This is a genomic window from Actinomyces bovis (genome assembly GCF_900444995.1).
In the GTDB taxonomy this organism is placed as follows: domain Bacteria; phylum Actinomycetota; class Actinomycetes; order Actinomycetales; family Actinomycetaceae; genus Actinomyces; species Actinomyces bovis.
Window position 1 is genome coordinate 77,873 of the sequence record NZ_UAPQ01000011.1, and the last position, 26,975, is coordinate 104,847.

Annotated in this window: 21 protein-coding genes; 4 read left to right on the forward strand and 17 right to left on the reverse strand. The window is 64.8% G+C overall.

Features of this window, described 5'->3' with window-relative positions:
- Window position 1: 1 nt before the first annotated feature.
- On the reverse strand, window positions 2-2,557 hold the full coding sequence (locus DR039_RS10465) for a DUF6049 family protein (RefSeq protein WP_111837308.1): 2,556 nt from the start codon (window positions 2,555-2,557) through the stop codon (window positions 2-4).
- On the reverse strand, window positions 2,558-3,064 hold the full coding sequence (locus tag DR039_RS10470; protein ID WP_111837309.1) for an NUDIX hydrolase: 507 nt from the start codon (window positions 3,062-3,064) through the stop codon (window positions 2,558-2,560).
- 99 nt (window positions 3,065-3,163) lie between these two features.
- Between DR039_RS10470 and DR039_RS10475 the strand changes: the two genes are divergently transcribed.
- The 3 genes from DR039_RS10475 (at window position 3,164) to DR039_RS10485 (ending at window position 9,606) form a co-directional block, all read left to right on the forward strand.
- Window positions 3,164-4,678, forward strand: a complete 1,515-nt coding sequence (locus tag DR039_RS10475) for a CCA tRNA nucleotidyltransferase (protein WP_111837310.1) — start codon at window positions 3,164-3,166, stop codon at window positions 4,676-4,678.
- A 237-nt stretch (window positions 4,679-4,915) separates the two neighbouring features.
- Entirely contained in the window at window positions 4,916-7,303 is a 2,388-nt protein-coding gene (locus DR039_RS10480; RefSeq protein ID WP_111837311.1) for an ExeM/NucH family extracellular endonuclease, read from the forward strand.
- 65 nt (window positions 7,304-7,368) lie between these two features.
- Window positions 7,369-9,606, forward strand: a complete 2,238-nt coding sequence (locus DR039_RS10485) for a bifunctional metallophosphatase/5'-nucleotidase (RefSeq protein WP_111837312.1) — start codon at window positions 7,369-7,371, stop codon at window positions 9,604-9,606.
- Window positions 9,607-9,944: 338 nt separating this feature from the next.
- On the opposite strand, the gene DR039_RS10490 is transcribed toward DR039_RS10485, so the two are convergent.
- From DR039_RS10490 to DR039_RS10530, 9 genes are all read right to left on the reverse strand, one after another.
- The gene (locus tag DR039_RS10490) at window positions 9,945-11,231 is read right to left on the reverse strand and encodes an ATP-binding protein (protein ID WP_111837313.1); all 1,287 of its coding nucleotides are present in this window, start codon (window positions 11,229-11,231) and stop codon (window positions 9,945-9,947) included.
- Window positions 11,232-11,521: 290 nt separating this feature from the next.
- A complete protein-coding gene (locus DR039_RS10495) occupies window positions 11,522-12,793 on the reverse strand; it encodes an ATP-binding protein (RefSeq protein WP_229116949.1) in 1,272 nt (423 codons plus the stop codon).
- Between the two features lie 313 nt (window positions 12,794-13,106).
- Window positions 13,107-13,988, reverse strand: a complete 882-nt coding sequence (locus tag DR039_RS10500) for a cytochrome c biogenesis CcdA family protein (RefSeq protein WP_111837315.1) — start codon at window positions 13,986-13,988, stop codon at window positions 13,107-13,109.
- A 15-nt stretch (window positions 13,989-14,003) separates the two neighbouring features.
- On the reverse strand, window positions 14,004-14,918 hold the full coding sequence (locus DR039_RS10505) for a DsbA family protein (protein WP_111837316.1): 915 nt from the start codon (window positions 14,916-14,918) through the stop codon (window positions 14,004-14,006).
- Between the two features lie 79 nt (window positions 14,919-14,997).
- Window positions 14,998-16,395 (reverse strand): flotillin family protein, encoded by a 1,398-nt coding sequence (locus DR039_RS10510; RefSeq protein ID WP_111837317.1) that lies wholly within the window; start codon window positions 16,393-16,395, stop codon window positions 14,998-15,000.
- Window positions 16,396-16,449: 54 nt separating this feature from the next.
- On the reverse strand, window positions 16,450-16,950 hold the full coding sequence (locus DR039_RS10515; protein ID WP_111837318.1) for a nodulation protein NfeD: 501 nt from the start codon (window positions 16,948-16,950) through the stop codon (window positions 16,450-16,452).
- Between the two features lie 144 nt (window positions 16,951-17,094).
- Entirely contained in the window at window positions 17,095-17,517 is a 423-nt protein-coding gene (locus DR039_RS10520) for a fluoride efflux transporter FluC (protein ID WP_229116950.1), read from the reverse strand.
- On the reverse strand, window positions 17,514-17,945 hold the full coding sequence (locus DR039_RS10525; protein WP_229116951.1) for a CrcB family protein: 432 nt from the start codon (window positions 17,943-17,945) through the stop codon (window positions 17,514-17,516). The genes DR039_RS10520 and DR039_RS10525 overlap by 4 nt, the downstream gene beginning before the upstream one ends.
- Window positions 17,946-17,984: 39 nt before the next feature.
- Window positions 17,985-19,514: a DUF2079 domain-containing protein gene (locus tag DR039_RS10530; RefSeq protein ID WP_229116952.1), complete on the reverse strand. Its 1,530-nt coding sequence runs from the start codon at window positions 19,512-19,514 to the stop codon at window positions 17,985-17,987.
- Between the two features lie 87 nt (window positions 19,515-19,601).
- Here DR039_RS10530 and DR039_RS10535 point away from each other — a divergent pair, with 87 nt between their 5' ends.
- A complete protein-coding gene (locus DR039_RS10535) occupies window positions 19,602-21,050 on the forward strand; it encodes an amino acid permease (RefSeq protein ID WP_172458382.1) in 1,449 nt (482 codons plus the stop codon).
- Window positions 21,051-21,339: 289 nt separating this feature from the next.
- Here DR039_RS10535 and DR039_RS10540 read toward each other — a convergent pair whose 3' ends face one another.
- The 6 genes from DR039_RS10540 to DR039_RS10565 all read right to left on the reverse strand — a co-directional run bounded on the left by DR039_RS10540 (window position 21,340) and on the right by DR039_RS10565 (window position 26,961).
- Window positions 21,340-22,017 carry a response regulator transcription factor gene (locus tag DR039_RS10540; protein WP_111837320.1) on the reverse strand — a complete coding sequence of 226 codons (678 nt, stop codon included), beginning with the start codon at window positions 22,015-22,017 and terminating at the stop codon, window positions 21,340-21,342.
- Window positions 22,018-22,027: 10 nt separating this feature from the next.
- Entirely contained in the window at window positions 22,028-23,296 is a 1,269-nt protein-coding gene (locus DR039_RS10545) for a sensor histidine kinase (RefSeq protein WP_111837321.1), read from the reverse strand.
- 119 nt (window positions 23,297-23,415) lie between these two features.
- On the reverse strand, window positions 23,416-24,663 hold the full coding sequence (locus tag DR039_RS10550) for an aminotransferase class III-fold pyridoxal phosphate-dependent enzyme (RefSeq protein ID WP_111837322.1): 1,248 nt from the start codon (window positions 24,661-24,663) through the stop codon (window positions 23,416-23,418).
- 27 nt (window positions 24,664-24,690) lie between these two features.
- Window positions 24,691-25,443, reverse strand: a complete 753-nt coding sequence (locus DR039_RS10555) for a class I SAM-dependent methyltransferase (protein ID WP_111837323.1) — start codon at window positions 25,441-25,443, stop codon at window positions 24,691-24,693.
- Window positions 25,436-26,245, reverse strand: coding sequence for a hypothetical protein (locus tag DR039_RS10560; protein ID WP_111837324.1), 810 nt, complete (start codon window positions 26,243-26,245; stop codon window positions 25,436-25,438). The genes DR039_RS10555 and DR039_RS10560 overlap by 8 nt, the downstream gene beginning before the upstream one ends.
- Window positions 26,242-26,961 carry an ATP-binding cassette domain-containing protein gene (locus DR039_RS10565; protein ID WP_111837325.1) on the reverse strand — a complete coding sequence of 240 codons (720 nt, stop codon included), beginning with the start codon at window positions 26,959-26,961 and terminating at the stop codon, window positions 26,242-26,244. The genes DR039_RS10560 and DR039_RS10565 overlap by 4 nt, the downstream gene beginning before the upstream one ends.
- Between the last annotated feature and the right edge of the window lie 14 nt (window positions 26,962-26,975).

A 26,975-nucleotide genomic window follows, 5' to 3' on the forward strand; every position in this document is an offset into this window, starting at 1 on the left:
GCTAGTCCTCTCGCAGTTTCGGCCGGGCGGGCTTAGCGACTTGGGCGGCTAAGGCAAGATTGCCACCCCTACGGCCTCGCCGCACGGTACGGAAAATACCCACCACCAGCAGCAGCACCAGACCCACAGTGACCACGCGGATTCCCCGCGACTCCCACTCCGCATGCACCAGCATATGAACCGTGGCAGGCTCACCCACCTCAGAGCCGTCAGGTGCTTTGACTTTGATAGTCACCAGTACCTCACCGTTGCCAACGGCTTTAACCGGCACCATCACTACGGCGTCGCCATGAGCGGGAATGGTGGCGGAAACCGGCTCTTCTGCCTGCAAACGTGTGGAGGAAGAAGACAGCTGCACCTGTACGGTCGCATCCTGCGGCAGGCTAGAAGCGATGCGAACCGGCAGATTAGCTTGCTCACTAATCAAGGTCACCGTTGAGGAGGGCTGCATGCTCAAGGCGCCCAGCAAATTCTGAGACCATGCCCCCACCTGCGCCAGCATCTCTTGGCGTTGCGTGGGGGCAGAGCGCCATGCCGAGGCTGAGGCCCAGGTCAATACCTCGCCGTTTTGCCCTAATAGGGCGCCAGCGTCCGCCACCGTAGCGCCCACAGCAGCCAAAGCAGCCGCAGAATTGCGGGCCGAATCCAGATCAGCGGCAGACAACTCGCCGGCCTCCACGGCCGCTGGGCTCAAAGCTGAACGCTGCACCTCGCGCAGATATGTGCCGCCCTGGCCCTGCGCAATAGCGGCGGCATGCTGCGTCATATCGTCCAGCCGCAGCGGAGTGGCCCATGGCGCGGAGACCAAGGCTTCCACACGCCGCGATAGCACCTGCGCGTCCGTGCTTGCGGCAGTGGAGCGGTCGAGGCTAACGATTAGGTCGCGACTGACCGAAGGCAGTTGGCGGGCAACAATCGCAGTTTGTGCGCGCAACAATTGGCGCGTATCTAGCTCACTGAGTGCACCGGCGGAGCGTTCCGGCATGACTGGGCCCAGGGGCATGGTGCCGCGCAGAGTGGCGGAGGCGCTGGCGTCCGGCAGGATCATCACGCGACCCTCTGCGGTGGTGAGGCCAGAGGGCGTATAAGTCAGGTCCTCACTGACCGGCAGGGTGCCCGGCGGCGCCAGCACGATCTGCTCACTGGCTGGCAGAGCGCTGAAAGTCTGCTGATCTAGGGTTGCCGAGGCTGGCCAAGCGGTGTCCTTGCGGGCGCCCAGTTGGGCTAGGGGTGAGGCATCCGCGCGAGTGCGGGCCTCGGCGATGAGTTTGCTTTCGCCCGCGTGGGCGAGCCCGGACACATCGGCATCAGCCCAAGGCAGAGCTACGACGTCGCCCGCCTTAAGCGCGGCTACGAGTTTGTCCCGCAGCTGCTCTACCACGGTAGGCGGTGGAGCCGGGCTGGCGGTGGGTGAGGCGCTGGGGCTAGAGCTGGGGGCGGGCGAGGCGACAGCCTCGGCAGTGGCGCCCGCTGAGGCCTCTGGCTGAGCTACCTGACTGCCTTGAGGAGGCGCTGCCGTGACCCCTACCCCGCCCTCAGAAGCCGCATGCGAGGCATTGGCGGTGGGTGAGGCAGTCGCTTTGGCTTCAGCTTCCGCTTGCGCCTGGTCCACGCCGAGGGCGGCGAGAACCGCTGGATCAACACCCAAGACCACTCCGGGGCGAGCCAAATCTAACTGGGCGGACCAGCGGGCTACCAGGCCTAGCAGGGGGTCGGGCGGCGCCTGGGCGGTTTGATCGGCGGCTGTGGGCGTGGCAGAAGCGCTGGCAGATTCTGGGGGATGCGCAGTGGGTTCAGCGCTGGCTGAGTCCGTGGGGTGGGGGGCGGCCGTAGCCTCAGGTGCTGGCGCAGTCCAGCGCAGCTGCGCCATGGTGGACAGCGCCGTCAACTCAGCCGGAGTGGCAGTTAGCGGCACCGCTACCAGCACACCCGTCGGCTGGATTTCATAAGCCTGCTGCAGCAACAGGTAAGAGCGGTCTGAGGCCACGGTGACGCGGTCACGAGTTACCGCCACCTGCACCCCTCTGGGGCCCCACTGGCTGGAGTCACCTAAGGGCAGGTTGGCGGCTGGCACTGTGAGGCTAAAGCCTGCCGTAGCGCCGGGTTCAATCGTTGCCGGCAGGGTTTCAGTCAGGACGGTACGCAAGTAGGTGTCACGGTTGCCGCTCAGCCAGTTGCTGAGCTGTTCCACAGACACGGGCGTGGCGTCCTGTACCTGCACCACCAGCACCAGATCGGTCAGTGGATTACTGGTGCCATTGGCAATAGTGCCAGTGATGACCAAATCCTCCCCACCGGTCATGATCTCGGGAGCCAGGGCGTCTAGAGAGGTGGTGACCTGTCCCTCCGTGACCTCTAGATTGGTCTGTGGGGGCAAGGGCGTGGCCGGGGTAGCCAGGGCAAGTGGCGGGGTAGCCAAGGGGCTTAGCACCAGCAGCACCGCCACCAGCAGGCTCCACAAGGTGACTGCCAGCGGGCGGCGACGCCGTCGCCAGGCGGACAGAGCAGTGCCTTCGAGCCGGGCGCAGGCTCCACCGCGGGTGGTCCCAGCGACCATTTAGTCCCCCACGAGGATCTCGCGGGCCGCCGCCACGATCCTGCGCTCATTGGGATACGCCAGGCGTCGGGCTACTTCATCCAGGTCCACCCAGGCGACATCCTCCGCCTCATGGTCAGGGTCATTCTCCGTGGTCAGAGTGCCGCCAGTAGCCTCCAACAGGAAGTGGTGCACCACTTTGTGGACGCGGTGGGAATCCCCGGAAAACCAGTAGTCGATGGTGGCCAGATGACGCAGGACACGGCCAGAGATACCCGTCTCCTCACGAATCTCCCGCACGGCAGCTTGCTCAGCGGTCTCCTCACCCTCCAAATGCCCCTTGGGCAGACACCACTCCAGGCGGCCCCCCCGGTTGCGGCGGGCGATCACCGCAGTGAAAGCGCGGCCATCCTGCACGTCCACAATCAGCCCGCCAGCGCTGGTTTCATCAACCACTGGCAGGGCATGCGCACTCTGGCGGCGCGGGCCGGAGCCAGCGCGGGGCGTGTGAGTGCGTGAGAACGACATAGGGACACTTTAGGCGGTCTAGGCCCCAAGGCCCGGTTGGTAGGGGGTGAATTAGGTCAGGTAGCGTACCGACACCCAAGCCATGGCAGGCTTGGCGCGATGACTTCCACCCCACACCCGACCGCACTGCCCCCACACCGTGTGCCCGCACACCTGGATATTGACCTCCAGGTGGTTGATGAGCGCGGCCTAACCCCCCTGGCCTCCCGCACCTTGGCTGGCCTCCCGCCCTCCCTGGCTGCCTTAGGGCATCTTTTTGCGCGGGCTGGGCACGAGCTGGCCTTAGTCGGCGGGCCTGTGCGTGACGCCTTCCTAGGGGTGGCGCCCCATGATCTGGACTGCACCACCTCTGCCCACCCTGATCAGACCGAGCAGATCCTCAAGGCATGGGGCGATGTTTGCTGGGATATCGGCAAGGAGTTCGGCACCATTGGGGCACGCAAAGGCGACGTCGTGGTGGAGGTCACTACCTACCGCACCGAGGAGTACGAGGTTGGCTCCCGCAAACCGGTGGTGGTCTATGGCGACACCTTGGAAGGTGACCTCACCCGCCGCGATTTCACCGTCAACGCTATGGCCCTGCGCCTGCCGGATCTGCAGTTGGTGGACCCCTGCGGTGGACTTGAGGATTTGGCGGCGGGGGTGCTGCGCACACCCGTGAGCGCCGAGCAATCCTTCGACGACGATCCCCTGCGCATCATGCGGGCTGCGCGTTTTTCTGCCCAGCTGGGCCTGGATGTGACGGCTGAGGTCATACGCGCTATGGCGGACATGGCTGAGCGGCTGGAAATCGTCTCCGCAGAGCGCGTGCGCGCCGAGCTGGAGCGACTGCTCACCAGCCGCTGGCCCCGGCGCGGCATTGAGTTGATGGTGCACACCGGCGTCTGCGACATTGTGCTGCCTGAGCTTTCCGGCTTGCAGGAGACTGTGGACGAACACAAGCGCCACAAGGATGTATACGAGCACACCCTGACAGTGCTGGACCAGGCCATGGATATGGAGACCGGACCGGAAGGGCCTGTGCCCGCCCCGGACCTGGTGTTGCGCCTGGCTGCGCTGATGCACGACATCGGCAAGCCTGCGACCAGGCGATTCCTGCGCGACGGCACGGTCACCTTCCATGGGCACGACCACGTAGGTGCCCGCATGACCAAGAAGCGCATGAAGGCCCTGACTTTTGACAAGCAGACCACCAAGGACGTGGCCCGCCTGGTGGAGTTGCATCTGCGCTTCCACGGCTACGCCGACGCTGGGTGGACTGATTCTGCGGTGCGCCGCTACGTCACGGATGCGGGCCCACTGCTGGAGCGACTGCACCGGTTGACGCGTGCAGATGTAACCACCCGCAATCGGCGCAAGGCCGCCATGCTGGCGCATGCCTACGATGACTTGGAGGCGCGCATTGCTCAGCTGCGGCAGGACGAGGAGCTGGCGGCAATCCGGCCAGATCTGGATGGCCAGCAGATTATGGCTGAGCTCGGGGTCGGGCCTGGTCCGGTGGTGGGTCAGGCCTACCGCTTCCTGATGGACCTGCGCATGGAGAAAGGCCCGGTGGGTGAGGAGTTGGCCCGTGAGGCCCTGCGCGCCTGGTGGGCTGCGCGCACTAAGGGCTGAGGGGGCTGTTTGTCACTGGCGGAGGCATAGACCCTGGCGGTGGCGTGGGGATACGGGTGGCGTCGTTGCAGTTGCGCGATGGTTGCTGACAGTGTCTTCTCGGGTATGGATTGTGTCCGGGTGAGTTGATACGGTTGTCAAACCCTTCCTTTGCAATATGTAAGGCTTTGGGTTTTGGTGTCAAAGACGACTCCAAGTCACACCGATGTGACGACCGCCAACAGGAGATTCCACCATATGACCACGAGCACGAAGAGAATCCTCCTCGGGGCGGGCGCGGTGATCGCGCTTGCCGCCGCCCCGATAAACGCCTACGCGGCACCTGATCCTGAGGTCCCGATCAGAGTGGCGGTGCCGACGGCCTCCGCCTCGCAGGAGGCGCCCGCCCCGGCTTCGCCCAAGAGTGAGCGGAGCGCCAGTCCCTCCGCGCGCCCCACAGAAGCCAGCGGCGAGGGGATAGCGCAATCAGGATCCGCGCCTAGCGCCAAAGCTCCGACCTCCAGCGGACCAGATGCTCCCCCGCAGACACCCACGGCCCGCGGGCAGCGCACCGAAGCCGAGCTCACTACGATCCCTGAGATCCAGAAACCCGGCGTAGCCGACGACTCCGCGCTCATTGGCACCACCGTAACCACCCTCGGCGTCGTCACCGGAGCCCACCCGAGGAACGAGGACGGGCTAGCCACCACCCTCGACGGATTCACCATCCAGACCCCCGGAACCGGCGGTGCCTGGGACCCGGCCCGCGCATCCTCCGACGGACTCTTCGCCTGGGTCGGGAAGAGGAGCCTTGACATCCCTGAGATCGGCTCCTGCGTCCGCGTGACCGGCACAGTCGGCGAATACCCCGCGACCGGGAAGAAAACCCCTGCCTCCACCCAGAGCCTCACCCAGCTCGCCGTCACGGCGATCGAGCACGCCTCCGGCTGCGCCCCCGTCACCCCGACACCCCTGGAATCCGTGCCCAGCGCGGATCAGCTCGAAGCACTCGAATCCATGCTTGTCACCCCGCAGGGGACCTGGACGATCACCGACAACTACCAGGTAAGCCAGTACGGCACCCTTGCCCTAACCCCCGGGACCGAGCCGCTGCGGGCCGCGACCGACATCGTTGCACCCGGCGAGAAGGCCGCTGCATACGAGGCGGCGAGTGCCGCCGCCGTGATCGCTCTCGACGACGGGACAAACACAAACCTCACCCGGGACGCGGCCACGGGCGTCCCCTACGCCTACATCGCCAACGGCGCCCCCGCCAGGGTCGGCTACCACGCGGCTTTCACACAGCCCGTCCTCGTCGACGTGCGACACTCTGCCTTCGTTCTCCAACCGACCCGCATGACTGCGGGACACCCCGAGCGCTCGCCCATCGCCATCACCGGCGAACGCCCCGCAGTCCCTGAAGTCGAAGGGGATATCAAGGTCGCGACCTTCAACGTCCTCAACTACTTCTCCGACCTCGGTGAAGACGAGCCCGGATGCAAGGGCTATCCCGACCGGCAGGGGAACCTCCTCACCGCGAAGAACTGCACCGTGAGAGGAGCCTGGTCCAGCGCCGCATTCGCCCAGCAGCAGGCCAAAATCGTTGCCGCGCTCAGCGCGATCGATGCCGACGTCGTCGCCCTAGAAGAGATCGAGAACCCCGTGGCAGTCGGAGTCGGCGAGGACCGCGACGCGACCCTTAAGACCCTCGTCACCGCGCTTAACACGGCGGCCGGATCCGAGAAGTGGGCATACGTTCCCAGCCCGGCGAAGGTTCCCGCGAAGGAGGACGTCATCCGCACCGCCTTCATCTACCAGCCCAAGACGATTGCGCCCGTCGGCGGATCCGTGATCCTCGACGACCCGGCCTTTACCGATCTCGCCCGCCAGCCCCTCGCCCAGGAGTTCACCCCTGTCGTCACCGAGCAACAGATTGGGAGGAGCATCGTCGTCATCGCGAACCACTTCAAATCCAAGGGCTCGGTCCCCACAGGCATGGAAGAGGGCAACACCGACACCGGCGATGGCCAGGGTAATTCGAACGCGATCCGTGTCGCGCAGGCGAAGGCGCTGGCCCTCTTCGCCGAGCGCTTCGAAAAGACCCCGACGCTCCTGGTAGGCGACTTCAACTCCTACTCCAAGGAGGATCCGCTCACGGTCCTCACCGAGGCGGGCTGGATCCACAAGTCGGCAGAGGCTCGCCCCTCCTACGTGTACTCGGGGCGCTCCGGCTCCCTCGACCACGTCTTTGCCAATGCCGCCGCCGACCCTCTGGTTCGGGGGGTTGCCTCCTGGGGGGTGAACGCGGAGGAGTCCATCGCCTTCGAGTACTCGAGGTCGAATATGAACGCCCATCTGGCAACCGAGATTGACAACCCCTACCGCTCCTCGGACCACAACCCGGAGATCGTGGGCCTGGACCTCGTGAGCGAGAGGCCCCAGGACGGTGGGCAGACCATTGTCCCGGAGACCCCCGACACTCGGAGCGCCCCTGCCTTGACGTCCCCGTCCGGAGGGAAGGCCTCGGCGAAGGCCCCGGGATCCCTCGCGAATACCGGGGTCGCAGGCGGAACCATTGTGACGGCCGGAGCTGCGCTCTGCCTCGGAGCGGTGCTCACCCTGCGCCGACGCCTGCTCGAATCCTGAACCACATCACCTCAGGGTGCCCCTGCGCGGCGCTCTGAGGAGAAGACAAGAAGAACCGGAGAATCATGAGTACGACAACACGACGCGCAATCCTCGGCGTAGGAGCCGTCTTCGCCCTGCTCCTCACCCCTACGGCCGCGCTCGCCGAGCCGAGTGCCAATGAGGCGCCCGCACCGGCCGAATCCACCCTCGTCACCCTCGACCTGTACAACCTCACGGATGTGCACGGCCACATCGAACAGGTCTCAAAAAAGGGGGTTGTTAAGGAGGCGGGCCTGCCTGCAATGAACTGCTACCTAAAGCAGGCGCGGGCCGCCAATCCGAACTCCTCCTTCACCCTCCTGGGCGACAACATCGGTGCCTCCCCTTACACCTCGGGCTCCCTCAAGGACAACCCCACCATCGAGGCCCTCAACACCCTGAAGCCTCTCGCCTCGACCATCGGCAACCACGAGCTCGACATGGGCCAGGAGGTCTTCAAGCAGCGTGTCGACGGTTCGAAGCCCGCTGAATTTGTCCAGGTAGGCTTCCCTTACCTCGGCGCGAACATCGAAGGTATGGGGACCTGGACTAAGGCGGGCAAGCAGACCCCCTACCTCGGCGACTACGAGGTCTGGGAGTCGCCTTCGGGAGTGAAGGTCGCCTTCATCGGCGCGATCGCCGAGGACGTGCCCTACAAGCTCAGCCCCGGCACGACGGCGGGCCTGACTTTCACTGATCCCCTCGCGAAGATCGACGCGCTCGCTAAGTCCATCAAGGACAAGGGCGAGGCGCAGATCGTTATCGCGATGCTCGACGACGATGTGAAGAATAACTACCCGAAGGTCTCCGAGCACGTCGACGGCATCATGGGCGGGGACACCCACGTGCCCTACGAGTTCGACAAGGTGGATTCCGCCGAGCGCCTCGACTCGAAGAACCCGCTCCTGGCGGGCGTCGCCTCCGGCTCCTACACCGATAACCTGGGCCTGATTCGTATCTCCTACGACACGGCCGCGAAGAAGGTCGTCTCCGCCGACACACGCCTCATCCCCGCGGCTACGGTCGCCCAGTGTGGCACCGACTCCGAGACCCAGGCGGTAGTCGACCGGGCCGTCGCCGACTCTCAAGAGGCCGGCAAGGCCATTGTCGGAACCGGCTATACCCAGTCCTTCAAGCGTGGCGTCTTCACGACTCCCGCAGGCTCCACCGACCCCGGGTCGAACCGCGGTATCGAGTCGAGCCTTGGAGACTTCGTCGCCGACGCCATGAAGGAGATGGTCCTCGTCGAGGGCAAGCCTGTTGACATCGGCATCATCAATGCCGGCGGCCTGCGCGACGACCTCATCCCGAAAGAGGACGGGACTATCACCTACGCCCAGTCATACTCCGTCATGCCCTTCTCCAACGAGCTCGGCTACGTGTCCATCACCGGCGCGGACTTCCAGCGGGCTCTCGAACAGCAGTGGAAAACGGACCTCAACTCGCAGAACTCCCGCCCGCTGCTCAAACTCGGCATCTCCTCGAACGTGCGCTACACCTACGATCCAGCCAAGCCCTACGGGCAGCGCATAACTTCCGTCATGGTCAATGATGAGCCTCTAGACCCGGCGAGAATTTACACCGTCGGCTCGGTGACTTTCCTCCTCGACGGCGGCGACTCTTTCGATGCCCTCACCGCGGGTGGGCCCGCCAAGACGAACGGCAACCTCGACCGGGACAAGTTCAATGAGTTCCTCGCCGCCCATTCAGGCGCGGTGCCGCGCGCCGCCAAGTCCGCAATTGGTCTGAGCCTGCCGAGCCAGTCCCTCACCGAAGGGGCGAAGGCGACGATCCCGCTGCGTGGCCTGTCATTCTCCGAAGGGCCCTCGATCACACAGAACGTCACTCTCAGCCTTGACGGAGTGAAGGCGAGTGCGCCGGTGGACAACTCCTTACTCGATGAGCACGCTTCCGATGAGGCGGCCGTCATTACCACCGACGGCGCCGGGCGGGCGAGTGTCGAGATCACAGCCACGGCAGGGGAGCGCTGCGCGGGCCTGCCCGAGGGTGAGGTCGTGCAGGTCCCCGTCTCCGTCTCCACGGATTTCGCCGAGGTCGTCACTGCGAGTCAGGGGCTGAGTGTCCCGGTGAGCTGCCCGGCGGGCGCACCGGCCCCGCAGCCAGAGGCTCCCCAGTCGGTGCCCGAGGCCCCTAAGCCGCAAGCCGGGAAGACCTCTACGGCGGAGCTTGCCAATACCGGCGCTTCCGCTGATCTGCTCATCGGATCGGCGATCCTCCTCACGCTTGCGGGCACGGGATTGGTCTCCTGCAAACGCGTATGAGCTAGGTAGGGAGCCGCTGCGTGTGAGCGGCGCTGCCTCTCGTGAATCGGGCAGGTGCGCACTGTCCTATCGCGTCGCTCTCGACGTGCCGTCCGCTACTGTGGCGCGGTAGCGGACGGCACACTGCCACCCCGGCCATGGCACGCCTACCGGAGATCATCACCGGCTGGTTCAGCAGACGCCCTCTACTCAACCTCACCCAAGCTCTCAACAGCATTCACCACGACACCAAATGAGCTAAGCCAGGTCACAAGGGCTGAAGCCCTTGGCGGACAAGGGCCATACCGGTGTTGGCGGGTGCATTTGTCATCGGCAGAGGCGCATAGCCAGTGACGGAGCTAGGGGCCTAGGAGGGCTGCTGGGATCACGGCGATGCCGTCCTCGTCGCGGTAGGCGTAGCGGCCGGTAGTAATGACGACGGCGTCGGCTAGGCGTTCCCCAAGGCGCTGGCGCAGCCACAGCAGATGCTTGGTGTCGCCTGGGCGGGGCGTGGCGGTGGTCTTGACCTCGATGGCCACTATCTGTCTGCCCGGCCCCTCCACTATGAGGTCTACTTCCTGGGCCCCGGCTTTGGTGCGCAGGTGGCTGACGCGGGCATTGCACAGCGCGGCGTAAACCTGCACGCTCTGGGTGACCAGTGACTCAAACAGCGGCCCGAGCATGCGGGCGCGGCGGGGAATGTGGCTGGTGGGCCGCGTAGTTGGCAGTCCAGTCCCGAGGAGGGCGTCTGCATCCAAGTTCAGTAGGCGTGCGGCTAGGGCCGGATCGCAGAGTTGGTGTTTGTCTGATGTAGTGATTCGGGCGAACTCGTTCTCACTTGGGCTCCAGCCGCGCAGCGGGTCCAGCACCCACATGCTTTCCAGCAGGTCGCGGTAGCCGCGTGTCGTAGTGGCGGCGACTGGAGCATCCAGGTCTTTTGAAGCCAGGCGTGCGATTTCAGTGAATGACGCCGTGGTGGAAACCGAGGCTGCGTAGGCTGCAAGCCAGTCCTTTAGTGACCGTGCTCGGCGTGTGGTTCCATCGGAAAGGTCGTGTCTGGTCGTCTGGTCAATGTAGGCGTCGAGTTGCGCTCGCCTGGCAGCGGAGGAAAGGTCACGGATACCGGGCAAGCCTGAGCAGAGGATTTCCTGCACGTAGTCGCCCAGGGCCACCTTGGTGCTCCCCTCGATCGGTGTGTCCTGTCTGCCTGAGAGCAGGTGCTTGAGGGAGACGATGGGCTGATCCATGCCACGCTCTACCAAAGTCATGGGACGCATGCGGAGGTTGACGATGCGCCCGGCTCCGGTATGAACGGGGGCCTGCGTTGGTGAGGCTGAGCCCGTGAGAATGAAGCGGCCGGGTGTGGGGTCGTCGTCGACGGCGCGCCGGACTCGGTCCCAGATCTCAGGCATGAGCTGCCATTCGTCCAGCACCATGGGTGTTGCTATGTGCCGGAACATGTTTCTGCCTAAGGACATGAGGTGCTGTCGCTCTTCAGGGTCATCAAGGGGGATGAAAGTGGCGGCGTGTTCTTGGGCGGTACGGGTTTTGCCGACGCCGCGTGCACCCTCCACGTTGACGGCGGCTAGGCCTTCCAAGAGGATCTGTAGTTGCTTGTCGACAAGACGCGGTGTGTAAGCGCGCATGTGTAGATGGTAGCGGATTGTTTTGCGGTTGTTCGGCTGAAATAGAAGGCAAAGTGATAGTTGCGCTCTGTTTCGTCACCTGTTTGCGCTCTGTTTCGTCACCTGTTTGCGCTCTGTTTCGTCACCTGACTCACCGCTCGTCTTGGTGGTTGTCACGAGTGGAGGCATGGAGGCACAGAAGCCGGGGGTGCTGCCCGGAAGCGCCAGGCGTCGTCGCAATTCCGTGGCCCGGCTAGGGCGGTGGTGCTTGAAACCGTTCAAAGCCCCGCCAGCGACAGAATATGCACTGCTCAGGCGCCCAGCGCCGACAGAGGGCAGGTGACCGTGCCGTCAGGCAGGGTCAGGATCGGCCCGGTGCCGGTGACCACCAGACGCAGCACAGGCTCGCCCGCCACCGCTGGATCTACCTGTGCCACCGCCTTGGCCAAGGACTCAGCACCAGCTTTGATCTGCGAGGCACCCAGCTTCACCTCTATGGCCACCCACCGGCCTCCCGGCAGCGTGATCACCGCATCTAACTCATGCCCATTGGAGTCCCGGTAGTGGCACAGAGTTCCGTCCAAGTCCTGGGCGAGTACCAGCAGATCATGCACGACTGCACTCTCAAAGATAAGACCGGCCGTCTGCGGGTCTTGGCTCAGCCGGGCCGCGTCGGCGTCCAGCACAGCCAACGCCAAGGCCGGGTCCGCTAGATGCCACTTTGGGGCAGACCGTAGCCTAGCCCGGGACCGCAGCCCAACCACCCACGCAGGCACCCGTTCCACCACGAATAACCGCTCCAGCAGCGCCACATAACGACTAACCGTCTCTGGCGTGATGGCGGGACCCGCCTGCCGCAGGTCCTTAGCCAAGGTCTGCCAAGAGACCTCTGAAGCCGTGGACCGCGCCAAAGCCAGTAGCAAGGCGCGCAACAACGCAGGTTCGTGCCGCACCTCCGCCAGCCGCCCCAGATCTGCGCGCACGACGTCGTCAACGTAGCTGCGCAGGGCGACGGCCGCCTCGGCGGGAGCCAATTGCGCCAAGGCAGGGAAACCAGTGCGAGACATCTCCTCCACCACTTCCTCGAAAGCCATGCTGCTGGTGTCAGACACCGGACGCTCGCCGTCAATCAGCGCACCTAGGCTTACTGCCCCGGTGGAGCCACCGCGCTCCGCCCAGGTCATGGTGCGCAAGCGCATCCGCAAGAAGCGCCCCGCTCCAGTGTGGCGGGTTAGGTCGTCACTGGGCACAGCAGAACCAGTCAAGATGAACGATCCCGGATGTTTGGAGGCGTCAACCTCGCGGCGCACAAGGTTCCACAAATCCGGTGCGAGTTGCCACTCATCAAGTAGTCGCGGACGTTCTCCCGCCAATACCGCCTGTGGTGACAATTCCATCAGGCTGCGAACGGCTGGGTCGTCTAGCAGTGCTGCCGAGCGCGCGGCGTGCAGGCCGGTCATCGTCTTGCCGCAGGCCCGCGGCCCCTCGATCACTACGGCGCCGCCGACGCCAAGCAGTCGTGAAAGCTGCGCGTCAGCAATGCGTGGCCGATACTCGCGATCAGGAAAAATCCTTGTATCCACGCCAAAATCATACATTAGGCCGGTGTTTGCAGGGTGGCTAGGCCGGTGTTTGCAGGGTGGCTAGGCCGGTGTTTGCAGGGTGGCTAGGCCGGTGTTTGCAGGGTGGCTAGGCCGGTGTTTGCAGGGTGGCTAGGCCGGTGTTTGCAGAACAGGGGGCGCGCTACTTGCCACGGGTGGAGGCGTAGAAGCCGGGGGTGCTGCCCGGAAGGCGCCAGGCGTCGTCGTAATTCCGTGGCCTGGCCAGAAGCACTTGAACCGTTCAAAGCCCCCGTCAGTAACTGATGCACCAGTGGAGCGTGGCGCCAGCACAGGCTCAGCGGCGCCTCGCCACCACCACAGCAGCCACCAAAAAGCCCACGATCCCGGCGAGCAGCCACCAGGGCACCAGAGCCGCACGTGAAAGCACCGCATCTTCCAGCTGCGCCATCCGCTCAACCGAAAGCAGCCCACCGCCCAGCCCCTGCGGCCCAATCAGCACCATCACTACACCCAGCGCCACACACACCAGGCCCCCAAGCAGCTCCAACACCGTCGTCTGCCGCCCCAGCACCCGCACCGGCCGCGGTCGCAGCCACGACCGCTCCCGCAGCCGCGCTGAGTCCCAAAGCAACGCCAGCAAAGCCAAAGGTGCCACCATACCTACGCCGTAGACCAGCATCATCACGGCCGCGCGCAGGGGCTCACCGCCCAGGCCCGCCAGCACCAGCACTGCCCCCAAGATTGGCCCCGAGCAACCCACCCCAGCCAGTCCATACAAGGCACCCAACAAGTACACAGCCAGCGGACTCGCCGCATCCCGGCGAGCGGCCTGACCCGTCGCTGGGCCAACTCCAGCCAAGCCAGCATTGCGGTCCCCACGCCGTCTGAGCCCAAACCCCATGCCAAGCCCCGGCATATGCACCGGCACCGCCAGGGCCTGCAGCAGCCCCAGCACCACCAGCAGCAAGCCGCCAACTAGCACCAGGACACCCATATGTTCACGCAGCAGCGCACCGGCAGTGGAAGCCGCCGCCCCTAAGGGCACCAGCGTGCTCACTAAACCCAGCCAGAACACCGCTGTGCGGGACAGCAAGGCGCGCGGGGAATTGAAGGCGTAAGCGAAGAATGCTGGCAGCAGCATCACCGAGCAGGGTGCCAGCAGCGTCAGCGCCCCACCCAGGAAGGCTGCCAGAAGCGAAATCTCAGAGCCGATCACAGTGTTGGGCGCCGCTCAGTGACCGGCTTTCGCCGCCTGGTCCAGCACTGTGGCCCGCACATAGGCGCCGTCCTTGTAACCATTGATGAAGGCGTTGTTAATAATCATGAAGGGGGTGCCCTGCACACCGATCGAGTAGGTGTGCTGCTTGGCCTGCTCCACCGCCTGCTTGGTCTCCGGCGCATTCAGTTTGGTTTTGAAAGCCTCCAGATCTGGCACACCCGCCTGCGTGGCGAAGCCCACCAGGGACTCCTCTGAGTAGCTCGGATGGCCCTTAGGGTCGGCTGCCGCGTAGACGGCGTCGTGGAACTCCCAGAATTTGCCTTGTGCCGCAGCAGCCAAGCCAGCCTGAGCTGCCAGTGGCGAGGTCTCCGTGATCTGTGCCAGGTCTCGCCACTCAACCCGCAGGGTGCCGTTGTCTACCAGGTCCTGCAGCGCAGGCTGGACCTGCTGGGCGAATAACGTGCAGTAGGGGCAGGCGAAGTCCGAGTACAGGACAAGCACCACCGGCGCATCTACCTTGCCCTTGGCCTGCCCATCGGCGGGATCCCGCTTGACCTCCTGGTGCATGACATTCAGAAGCTTCTGGTCGGTGGCTTCAGGGGCGGCGGTCCCTGCTCCCGGTTGTGCCGGACCCGCCTGCGGTTCAGCTTGCCCGCCCGCCTGAGGAGCGGTCGACGCCGTCGCCCCAGCCTCTGCCGCAGGCTTGTTGTTCGCCGTTGGCCGGGTGAACAGCAAGGCCGCAATTACCGCCAGCAGCACTGCGATTAGCACCAGCAGCACCACGACGACGGGATTGCCTGAACGCTTGGCCTCCGCTGCGGCTGCGGTGCTCCCAGCTGGGCTCGCAGGAGTGTTGCCAGAGGCCTGCGCGGTGGGTTTTTCGGTGGCTTGCGCAGAAGCGGAGGTCTTTGGGGAGTTGGTCGGCATGACCGCATCCTCTCAGACTTCCGCTTCTACGCAAGCATATGGCTGAGGCCTCCAATTGCTGCACGCCTCAGGGAATGCCTTACTCCTTGTTGGCCGTGGCCTCCGTGAGCTTGGCCAGCATGCCGGACAGGCTCGCCCCGGTTAGGGACCGCATTACGGCGTCCAGCTGCTCCACATTGCTGGCCACCGCACGCGGCAGTGCCGAGGCGCCGTCAGTGGAGATGATGGACAGGTCCTTAACCGAGCCCAGCGGCTCAGCCAGAGCCCGGGCGATCTCCGGGGCCTTGTCCAGGATCATCTGCTGGGTGGCGGCCTGACCGTACTTGGCCAGGGCGTCAGCCTTGTCACTCATGGCCTTGGCCTCAGCCTCACCAGCCGCACGCACAGCCTCCGCCTCGGCCCGTCCCTTGGCGGCAATGGCTTCCGCCTCGGCCTTGGCGCGGGCCGCAGTGGCGCGCGCCTCCGACTCAGCCCGGGCCACGGTCGCCTGGGCCTGCGCCTCGGCGTCCAGGCGGGTCCGCTCAGCCTCAGCCTCAGCGCGGCGGATCGCCTCAACCTTGGCCGCTTCAGCTTCCTGCTCCCGTTGGTAGCGGGCGGCGTCGGCGGGCTTGCGCACGGTGGAGTCCAGCTCACGCTCAGTCAGGGAGGCCTTGGCTTCCGCGGCCTCCTGCGCAATGATCGCAATCTCCCGTTCCTTAGCGGCGCGGGCTAGCGGGCCGGAGGAGTCAGCCTCGGCCTGAGCTTTATCCGTCTCCGCCTTCAACTGGGCCTGGCGCAGTGCCAGGTCACGCTCACGCTCAGCGATCTGCTGGCGAGAAGAGACCTCAGCATCCTTGGCCTCACGCTCAGCGTTGGCGCGGGCAATGCGGGCATCCTTCTCCACACGCTGCTGCTCGGGCACGCCCAGGGATTCGATGTAGCCGCCGCCGTCGGTAATCTCCGAGATCTGCAGCATGTCGATCTCCATGCCCATGTTGGACAGGATCGACTTGGCGTCATCAAATACGTTCTGTTGTAGGGCATCGCGGTCAGAGATCAGCTCAGTGACCGTCATATGGCCGATGATCGAGCGCAGGGAACCGATCAGGGCGTCGCGGGCGGAGTCAGCAATGGCCTGATCCGTGTTGGGCTTGCCCAGGAAGCGCTTGGCCGCGGCCCGGACCTGCTCGTCGGTGTCGCCCACCTTCACGGCAGCCACGGCAGACACATTCACGTTGATCTTGTTCTGGTCCTCCGCAGTGACCTGGAAGCCGATCGTGTTCTGGGTGAAAGGCAGGTACTGGATGGACTGGATGATGGGCAGCACAAAGTCGCGCCCACCGGGCCGGATGATTTTGACCTCGCCGTTGCGGGCGGAGCCGGAGATCAGACCGGTCAGGTTGGATGGCACTACGACGACGCGCGAGAGCATGTACAGCATGACCAGCACCGCGAGTACGATCACCGCCACGATGGCCATGATTACACCGAATGGCATGGATTCTCCTTAGCTATCAGGGGTTTAGGGATGAGTGGGAACGCTGTGCAGCGGCTACAGCGCAGTGACTTGCAGGACCCCGTCTTTGGCATCCAGCACAATGACCTCAGCCCCGGCGTGTAGGGCCTCGTCTGAGATGGCCAGCAAGGTCAGCTGATGTCCCCGCGCGCTTGCGGAGACCTCACCCCGGCCTTCCCGCCACCACTGGACGCGGACGCGCGCACCTACCAGCTCCTCCGCCATCGGGGCGACGGCGTTGCGTGGCATGGAGCGCTTGAAACGCCGCCACAGCGAACGGGTAGCCCAGCCAGAGGCCAGGCCTGCGGTCAGGGGCACACCGAAAGCTACTGCCGCATTGACCTCCCGTCCGAGCAGCGCTTGCACCAGCATGCCCATGGCACCAAAGACCCCGACGGCCATAGCAGTCACAGGCAGTGCGCCGTCAAAGAAGCTGTCATCTAGGCCGTCTAGAAAGCCGTCAAACAGGCCATCTAGGACCAGTGACAGCAGCAACACGCCACAGCCGATCACGCAGCACCAAGAGAACAGGGTCATTTTCGGCGGGTTCACTTTCGGGAATTGGGGTCGGTGAAAGTATTGACCCTCAGAGCCTATGCCCCAATGGGTAGGGGTCTCCGTTTGCGGTGTAGAGCCACCTAAGTGCGGACCCGGCAGCTCGCCAGACTGCGCCGCGCGGTGTCAAAAGACCGCACTGCCCAGGGCCAGGCCCGCCGTCGCTGCCAACAGCGTGCCCAAGGTGAGCAGCAGCGCATGCAGCAGTTGCGCGCACCAACGACCTGCCAACGCCAAACGGGCACCCTCCAGGCAGGCTGTTGAAAAGGTGGAGTAGCCACCCAGCAGGCCCGTGCCCAAGACCGTGCTTAGCGCAGTGCCGGTGCGGTTATTAGCCCAGGCGGCCACCAGCCCCAAGAGCAGACAAGCGCTCAGGTTCACCGCCACCGTGCCCAGGGGCAGCGTCAGCATCCGCTGCGGCCACCCGGACTCGCTGCGAGCGCTCGCTTTGCGCAGCTGCGCCTGCGAAACCCAAGCATCCACCAAGAAGCGCGCATCCGCCCCCGCGCCCCCGGCCAAGCAGGTGGCTAGCCACAACCATCCAGTCACGCTGCCTCCCGCTGATATGCGGCGGCAAGGCGTCCCCCAGCCCACAATCCCAAGCCCGCTAGCGCCAGCCCCAAGGTGAAGGAACCCAGCAAGTAGGCCGCCCCCAAGGTGGGGTGAGCGCCCAGCAGGCGTTGAGACTCCAGAGCAAAAGTCGAGTGAGTGGTGAAGCCGCCCAGAAAGCCAGTGCCTGCCAGCAGCCGCAGGCGCAGCTGCGCTGGAGTCGCTGCCCGCCCCCGGGCTCGCTCTGCCAGCCAGCCATGCAGCAGGCCCAACAGGAGTGCACCGCTGAGATTGACCAGCAGCGTCGTGGTAGGCAAATGGCCGGCTGGAACCGGGAAACTGGCCGCCAGCAGAGCGCGAGCGCCCGCGCCGCCAGCCCCACCGGCAGCCACCCAGGCCAAGGCGCGCGGTTCAAACAAGCTGCTCACCCAGCTTGCTCAACCGGGTTCAGCAAGGCGGAACCGGGCTCAACCATTGCGCTTTGCCAGCTCGAAACCTTCAACATTCAACACCTTGGTGTAGGTAGCCCCCGTTTTGGAAGCCCGCTCAGCGAAGGCCTTCGCATCAGGCCGCGCCGACCAACCCGCGCCGCGCGTATCCACCAGCACGTAATCCGTGTCCCCCGGAGCCGTCCCCACCCAGTAGACCGTGGCTTGAGGCACCAGGCGGGCCAACAGGGTCAGATCACTGGAAACCGTGGCCCCCTCCGGCACCGCCGCCAACACCTGCTGAGCGGCAGAGACTCGCTCCGGTGAGGCCTGCAAGCGGCCCTGGGCCGCACCCCAGAAAGGCAAGTCCCTAGCCGTCCAGGCGGCACCCACCAGCGGCAGCAACACCGCCGTCACCACCAGTCCCCGCAGCCACGGGCGCGCTAAAGACAAGGCCCGCCAGTTCCATGTGGGCACCACTGCCTCCGGTCGGGAACCTTCCCGCAGCCGCGTCAGCACATCCAGCAAGGCCCCAAAAGCGACCGGCACCAGCACCGCGTTGTAATGCCAGCGCTGCCAGTCCCAGTAGAACTCCACACTCCCCAAGAAACGCCAAGCGATCGTAGGCAGTACCAGCAGCATCCACGGTGAGGCCAAGCCAATCACCCCAGCCGCCACCACCAGCACGGCCAGGGTGGCCAGCTTCTTGTCCGCAGGCTGCAGGAAACGCCCCAAGATCCCCAGGCGTTCGGCCCGGGTGGGGTCATCGTTATTCAAGCCATAGGCCCATACGCCGTCGGGATTCATGGCGGGCAGCAACACCAGCACCGTCACCAAGAAAGCCAGCGCCCCGCAAACCGCGGTGAGCAAACCCAGGCGGACTGCTTTGGGGTCAGGTGCATGATTGCCACCCGGATAGCGGCCCCGCAGGGCAATCGCCAGGCCCACCATCAGCACCACTAAGCCCATATCCTCCTTGACCAGCACCAGTGGCGCTGCCCAAGCCAGGCAGGCCACCCACCGGCGCTGCACAAAAGCCACCGCAGAGTAAGCCAGCAGCGGCACCGCGAAGGCAATCTCATGGAACTGCGCCTCAACCGCCCCCTGGAACCCCCAGGACAATACATAAGCCAAGCCCAGGGCAGTGCCCGCCCAACGGCCCGTCAGGTGCACCGCCAAGCGGGTGATCGGCCAAGCAGAAAGCGCCAACAGCAGTGCTTGCGTGATCAGCAAGCTCAAGCCGGAGGGATAAATCCAATACGGGATGGCCAAGAGCACCAGTATGGGGTGGAAGTGGTCCCCCAACAGGTTGTAACCCTCGCCCTTGATTGGCACGATCGGCGCCTCAAAGTTCGCGTAGGCCTTGGCCAACTCCGTGAAAATCGCCAGATCCCAGCTCGGTGCCGCCAAAGCCCGCCACTGGGCGACGGCGTAAACGGTCATGGCCACAAAGCCCACCAACACCACCAGTGCCGGGGGTATCACCTTGACCACGCTCAACTTCAAAGGCGAGGACGCAGGCACGAACCGGCCCATCAGGGGTGGAGCTGGCGCAGGTGGAGTAGACATCCCCGTGAGCGTACCGCCCAGCGGGCACACGCGCCCGGCGCAGGGCGGCGTCGTACGCTATGGCGCGAACAACCCGAGGAGCGCCCTATGAACCGGCCCAACCACGATCTCCCTGACCAACCTGGGAATCCGACCGCCTCCGACGCCGTCGACCAGCTGGTTGACGAACTCAACCAGGACGGCCTCCAACGGCGTCTGACCAACCGGCACGTGCAGCTCATCGCCATCGGTGGGGCCATCGGCACCGGCCTGTTCATGGGCTCCGGTAAGACCATCTCCCTGGCCGGTCCCGGCGTGCTGCTGGTATACGCAATCATCGGATTCGTGCTGTTCTTCGTGATGCGGGCCCTGGGTGAAGTGCTGCTCTCTGACCTGTCCTACAAATCCTTCGCGGACGTGGCCACGGACCTGATCGGGCCCTGGGCTGGGTTCATGACCGGCTGGACTTACTACTTCTGCTGGCTGGTCACGGCTATCGCCGAAGTGGTGGTGGTGACCGGCTACGTACAGTTCTGGCTGCCAGAGGTGCCCTTGTGGCTCCCGGCGGTGGTGACCGTGCTGCTCCTGCTGGGACTAAACCTCACCACCGTGAAAGCCTTTGGCGAGATCGAGTTCTGGTTCTCCATCATCAAGATCCTCGCCATCGTGGGGCTGGTGGTAGTTGGTGTGGTGATGGTGGCCGCAGGCTTCACCGCTGCCAATGGCTCCCAGGCAGCAGTCTCCAACCTCTGGAGCGACGGCGGGCTGTTCCCCAATGGCTCCCACGGCTTCTTTGGGGCCTTCCAGATCGCGGTCTTTGCTTTTGTGGGCACCGAGCTGATCGGCACCGCAGCCGCTGAAGCCAAAGATCCGGAAGTCACCCTGCCCAAGGCCATCAACGCGATCCCGGTGCGGATCGTGGTGTTCTACCTGGGGGCGCTCGCGGCCATCATGATGGTTACGCCCTGGCGTGAGGTTTCCCCCGATAAGAGCCCTTTTGTGGCCATGTTCTCCCTGGCGGGCTTCGCTGCTGCAGCTGGGCTGGTGAACTTTGTGGTGCTCACCGCCGCAGCTTCCTCCGCCAATTCCGGCATCTACTCCACCTCCCGCATGCTCTACGGACTGGCCTGGGCAGACCAGGGGCCGCATCTCTTCAAGCGGTTGACGGCGCGGGCCGTGCCGGGCTGGGCGCTGCTGGTCACCTGCGTGGGGCTGCTGGCCTCAATCCCGCTGATGTACATGTCCAAGTCGATCATTGCGGCCTTCACCACCGTGACCACGGTGGCCAGCGTGCTGTTCATCCTGGTGTGGGGCGTGATCGTGGCTTCCTACCTGCGTTACCGGCACCTGCACCCAGAGCGGCACGCGAAGAGTGCTTTTAAGATGCCTGGGGGGCGCGTGGCTGCCTGGCTCAGCCTGGGGTTCTTTGGCTTCGTGACCTGGACCCTGACGCTGGCCGATGACACCCGTACCGCCGTGCTGGTCTCTCCGCTGTGGTTGGTGGCTTTGGGGATTGCCTGGATGGTGCACTCCCGGCACCTGGCGCGGCGCCAGTGAGCTACCGCGCCTAGTGCGCCTAGGCGACTGCCCCCCGGCACGGATGCCAGGGGGCAGTCTTGCGCAATGCGCTACGGCCTGAAGAGGCCGAGATCTACGTCAGCTGACGTCACAGATTGCGCAGGGCTGTCCAGAAGTCCCAACGCCAATTGAGAATGAATGGAAACATGTCGATCACCTTCAACTTCCTGTGAAATCTGTGTATCGGGGCGGAAGCAATTATTGCCCTCTGCGCAGTTTTGTGAATCCGCCGATCGATGGAACTGATGGAATGAAAGCAGGCTGTTAGTCACACCAGCCCGGCGCGCAGCGCGTGCACCACGGCACCCACCCGGTCCTGTACCCCCAGCTTGGCGATAATCGTGGACACGTGGGTCTTCACCGTGGCCTCACTTAGGCATAGGCGGTGCGCGATCTGCTTGTTTGACAGCGCATCCACCATCAGCGCCAGCACCTCCATCTCGCGGGGAGAAAGTGAGACGCCCGTAGGCAGAGGCACTGGCGGCATCTCTTGCACTGCGACCCGTGCCGCCAGCGGCTGTGCTTCCGCAGGCCGGTGCCCAATAATTGCCGACGACGTCGGTGAGAGCACCATATTGCCCGCGGCCACGTGCCGGATCGTGGCAGCCAAGGAGTCAATCGAGTCTTCCTTGGCGATGAAGCCACGCACCCCAGCAGCCAGGGCGCGGTCAAGGATGGCGTCAGCTACGAAGGTAGTGAGCACCAGAACTGCCAGGTCTGGGCGCTCTTGGTGCAGGCGGGTGGCCAGGGCAATGCCGTCCATGCGCGGCATCTGCACATCCAGCAGCAGGACCTGCACCGGGGGTTGCTCGGCGGCAATCAGCTCTAGCGCCTCTTGGCCGTCGCTGGCGGCCCAGGCCACGCGGATGTCCTCCGTGGTGGCCAATAAGTCAGTGAGGGTGGACCTGACTAAAGCGTCGTCGTCCGCAATTCCTACGTGGATCATCTGGAACCTCTCAGGGGGAAACGGACGTGTTGGTGGTTGGTGTGGAGTTAGGAACTGTGGCGGCAGTAATCCAAGCGCCGTCGTCGGCCAAGGTGGTTAGGTTCCCGTCGACTGCCTCCAGGCGCTCCCGCATACCCATGATCCCAGTGCCGGAGCGCGGAAGCGGGTTGCTGGCCTCCCGGATTCCGTTAGTGGAGACCAGGCGGGTGACTTGGGGTCCCAGGTTCAAGGTGATGGTCACCGGCAACCGCGGGTCCCCATGCCGAATAATATTGGCCCCCATCTCCCGAGCCACGCGGGAGACTGTGCTGGCCTGTAGCCGTCGGGGCATGGCATTGCCGATGCACCTATAGGTGACGTCAAAGCCGGCAGCGGAGACGTCGTCGCTCACTGCCTGCACCGCAGAGGCCAGATCGGTGACGACGCCGCCCAGGCCGGTGGTGGTGCCGATGGGCTGGCCCAGATCTGGGGTGGCCTGACGCAAGGTCCGCAACAGCAGGCGCAGTTCGTGCAGTGCGTCAGTGGCGGTGGACTCTAAGGCGGCAAACTCCTGGCGCGCCACCTGCGGATAGTGCTCGTCGAGGGAAGCTCTTTGGGCGCGCAAGGCTGTCTGGGACATGGAATAGGCCACCAGGTCGTGCATCTCTCGGGCAATGTCTAGGCGCATGCGCTTGGCGGCAGCTGCTGCGCGCTCCGAGGCACGCTGGTGGGCCTCATCAATTGACCGAGCGATCGAGCCAATCGGGGTGAGGATAACCGCCATAGACAGGTAGGCCATCAGGGCAAGCTCAGTGCCTGAGGAGAGCCCCTGCAGCAGCATTGCTGCTGCCGCCAAGGCCAGGAATGGCACCACCAGGGCTACTGCCCGGCGGAAGGTAAACAGGCGCCCCACCAGGAGGAAGAACACCAGGTTAGTCAGCACCAGGTCCGTGGAGTAGAACCAGGGCAGAGACACGGCCACGGCCCAGCAGGCCAGGTAGCCCAAGCTGGCTGCCACAGGTCGCAGCGGCATCAGGGTCACGAGCACCAGAGCCGCGACCATCAAAGACCAATCCCCCCAGCGGAGGGGACCGTCCGTCAAGGCGTTCAGACCAAGGTTTGAAATACCAACCAGCGCGGCCAGGATGATGTAAAGGATCCGGCCCGGCAGGTCTTCCTGCGGCTCCAGCACTTTGGCTAGGGTCCGCCGCCACGCCGGTGCAAGCTCATTCCCAGCCGACGTGGAGGTGGTTTTGGAGGAGGGCGCAGGCCGCGTCAAGACTCCTCCTAAAATGCTCATAGCCAATTCCTTGCGCCACCTTATCGGCGTCGGAGCCCCAAGTACAGATACTTACCTGCGGTCGAAATCGCTGCGCACACTGTGACCACTGCCAAGACTGCCCGAATCTAACCCAGAGCTTAGGCCGCCACCACGCGGTGGCTGCCAGTCATCTCGACGACGGCGTGGTGCACCCGGTCCATGAGCCGGTCCAGGTCCTCACGCCCGTACACCAAGGCAGGCGCCAACTGAATGCAGTTCGGCCCCGGGTGCACCACCGCACCCCCATACAGGCAACGCTCCACCAGGTGACGCACGCCAGCCGCATTCATGCCCGGCAAGGTCAAGGACCGGAAGCAGCCAGTGCCGGTCAGGCCCGTGCCTGGAACCACCGAAGTGATCTCATGCAAGCGCTCATCGAGCTGGTAAGCCACCGCAGCAGCCTGGCCCAGCACGTCCTCGTCATGGAAAGCAGAGATGGTGGCCATAATCGCGGCGCAGGAGGCCGGAGTGCCGGCCTGAGTCTCCTTGTGGCGCAGCAAGAAATCAGCCTCATTGATCACTCGCGTCACCTTGGGGGAAAGCAGCACTGCGGAAGCCGCCTGGGTGCCATTGGTCAGTCCCTTAGCAGTCACCAGCAGGTCCACGTTCTGGCTCCAACGCTGCGAAGCAAACATGGGGCCAGTGCGCCCAAAACCAGTAGCCACCTCATCAGCAGCCACCAGATAGCCGTACTCCGCCCGGCCCTCCAGCACCGTGTTGAGGAACTCCTCCTCCAGCACCCGCGTCCCCGCACCTTGCACGGGCTCCAACACGAAGGCGGCAATCCGGTCACCCTCTAGCTCCAGCAGCTGCTTGAGCTCCTGGGGACGGCGCTGGTCCAGGTGGCGCACCGCCCGCATATCCACCCCCAGGTCCGCCTGACCCAGGTTCTGGGCGCTCAGCGACATGGCTCCCAGAGTGGTGCCATGGTTGGAACCCTGCAAAGACACCACGATATTGCGGCGCCGCTCCCCCCGCAGGGCGTGATACTCGCGGGCCACCTTAATGACCGCTTCCAGGCTGGCTGAACCCGAGGTGCTGTGCATGACCCGCGTGAAACGGCCCGGCCCCGCGACCTCCAGCAGCATCTTGTCCGCACGGTCCAGCCAGGTGTGCCCGCCGTCCACATCTGGCAGGTAGGAAGCCTCCATAAGCGCCTGGTGCACGGCGTCGGCCACACCCTGGTGGCCATAACCCAGGGGCACATTCCAGTTGCCGGCGACGCCGTCAAGGCAGTCAGTGCCGTCAGACAGCTGAATCTTGGTGCCGTTGGCCGAGATTGGCCGGACGCTGCCGACAAAGCCTGAGGGACGGGTGCCGAACTTCGGGATCGACGAGGTGAACATGGGCGGTTTCCTTTGTGGGAGCAACGATCAACGCGGGACGGACGCGCCGATCACGACATTGCTGTGATGGGGTAGGGCGGGGTCTTGGGTAGAACGCTGGAACTCGGTGCTTAGGCCTAAGCGCCGCAGGTCTGCAGAGAGGGTGGCGGGCGGGTACAGGAAGAGGTCAGTGGCGTAGGACTCTTGCTCCCAAGCCAGGACGGTCCGGCGGGTGCCCGCAGCCGGGTTAACTGACTCAGTCAGGGTGATCCGCGGCCACAGCATCACTTTGGTGGTGGTGGGATGCGTGACGGCCACCAGATCCGTGGAGACAATCAACTGGCCGCCAGGCGCCAGGTGAGAGACCGCCGTCTTAAGGGTCTGAGTGCGTTTAGCCGGGTCCAGCAAAGTAATAGCGGCTGACATCAGGCAGACCGCCTTGAACTTCTCTTCAGTCTGAAAAGTGGCCGGATCGGCCTGCTGCACTTCCACCTGCGCGGCGGCCTTAGGGCAGCCCATGGACCTATCGGCAAGGCGCTCGCGGAGAATCGCCAGCAGGTCAGGGGCACGGTCAGTGGCCAGGACCCGGTGCCCAGAGGCAGCCAGGGGCAGGGTGACCCGGCCAGTGCCGCAGGCCAGTTCCAATACGCGCAGGTCCTTGAGCTGTGGGTCAGTCTGCTGCTCCAGCAACTCCAGCACGCTGGTGATCTCTGTGTCATCGCGCAGACTGAGCTCGTGAAAACGCTTGGCACCTTGGCCCACATGCAGGCTGGGCAAAGGCTGGTCGATGCTCTCAGGCACGTAGATCACGTCCTCGGGTCAGCAGGATCGACGCCGTCGTCAAGACAACGGTCCAGGTGAGCAGTAGCAGAGCCGCTAGCACAGTGCTGGCCTCAGGGCCGGTGGCCTGCAGCAACAGGGAACTCAGGCCTAAAGGCAGCGATTTGACGACGGCCTCGGGAAGCAGGTGGTCAAGCAAAGGCCGCACCGCCAGCGCCCACGCCACGATCAGCAGAGCGCAGGAGCGCGCGTCCCGCAGCACCCAACCCACACTGATGCCAATGGGGGCCGCCAGGGCGGCAACCACCAGCAGGCCCAGCACTGAAGCCCAGTAGCCGGAACCAAGCAGCGTGGGTTCCAGCTGGAGGCCTTCCAAAGCCAGGGCGCAGATCGTGGCGCTGCTGGCTCCAGCAGCAGCCAGGAGGAGGCTGCCGGGAAGCACGGCGAAAGCGTGATGCAGGGCCAAGTGCGCCAGGCCCCGGTGCTGCGCCACTGAGCTGGTGACGGTGCCGTCGCGGAACTGGTTAGTGACGCGGGTGGCGCCCCAAGCCTCCGCCAGCATCATCAGCTCCATGCCCACCAGCACCCGGCTGGACACGCCAACGCCCAGCAAGGGCAGGCGGGGCCGAAACGCCAAGAGGGACAGGCTGAAGGTAGGCAGCAAGGCGGCGGCTAGTAGCCAGGCCCAGAAGCGGTCAGCTGCATAGCAGTGCACCAGTGCGGCGATGGGACGATGCGTGCGGGGCGAACGCCAGTCGATGCCCGGGGAGGCGCCTAGACCAGCTCCGGGCCGCCCCGACGTAGCCAGGGTATAGACACTCATGCGGCTGCCCTCTGCGGCTTGATGAGCCTCAGGTAGGCCTGAGCCAGGGTGGGGCACTGGGGGGAGCGCAGATCTGCGATCGGCCCGGAGTACAACTGTTGTTGGTTAATGACCACGACGGAATCAACCACCCGCTCAACGTCCACCAACTCAGTGCCGGAGATCAGGAGGGCCCCGCCGTCGCTCACATGCCTTAGCAGCACCTGCCGCAGCCAGTGCGCGGCCTGTAGGTCTAGGTTGCGTAGCGGCTCATCGAGCACCAAGAGGCGGGGCCGGAAGGCCATGGCGGTGGCCAGGCTGACTCGCAGGCGCTCAGCCTCGCCCAGACGCCGGATTCGCTGCGGCAACAGGGGCCCCAGCCCAAATTCGGTTACCAACTCGTTCAGGCGATAGGGCGGCAGTCCAGTGGTCAAGTGCAGGGCGGTTAGGTGTCCCTCAACCGTCTGAGATTTGGGCAGCCCAGTGCCGCCAAACACAAAGCCAACCTTGCACTCAGGGGTGGGCAGCTCCAGGGGCGGGTAGCCAGCCAAGCGCACCTGTCCCGTGTTGGGACGCAGGGCTCCTTGAGCCAGACGCAGGGTGGTGGTTTTGCCGGCGCCTTCGGGCCCCACCAGGCCAATCGCCTGGCCCGCTTGCACGCTGAAGGTCAGGTCTGTGATCGCCGTCTTGGAGCGGAAGCGTTTTCCTACTGACGTGAAGGCAAGCAGGGTACGCAAGACGAGCTCCTTTT